The 301-nt window shown below is 64.1% G+C and carries 1 protein-coding gene; it reads right to left on the bottom strand.

What is annotated here, in order from left to right; all coding sequences use genetic code 11:
• Window positions 1-281: hypothetical protein (locus Q4563_RS18675; RefSeq protein WP_303605576.1), on the bottom strand; the 281-nt coding region annotated here is incomplete at its 3' end.
• Between the last annotated feature and the right edge of the window lie 20 nt (window positions 282-301).

Here is a 301-nt window from a genome sequence, read left to right as displayed (position 1 = left end):
AATGATTGTAAGCGGGTTGGGGTGCCGCTGCGGTCGCAGTGAGCGTTGACGCGTTGGCCATGTTGGTTGACCAGAACGGGCAGAGGGTTGGGAGCACCGGGATTGGCGCTGTCTGGCAAGGTTGGTGGCACCAGTTGGCGAATACTCCAGCCCGTTACCGTGCGGTGGCACTGGTCGTCAGGGGTGTCGCTGAGCAGACGGCCCAGTGGCCAGCAGGCGTCGATGGCCTGTACTGGCGGAGGCGGTTCCGGCCAGCGTGGCCGGCGATCGATCATGGTCATGATACGTTGCAGCGCAGGCA

Source organism: Gilvimarinus sp. 1_MG-2023, assembly GCF_030548285.1.
This window is presented reverse-complemented; position numbering and strand designations above follow the sequence as displayed.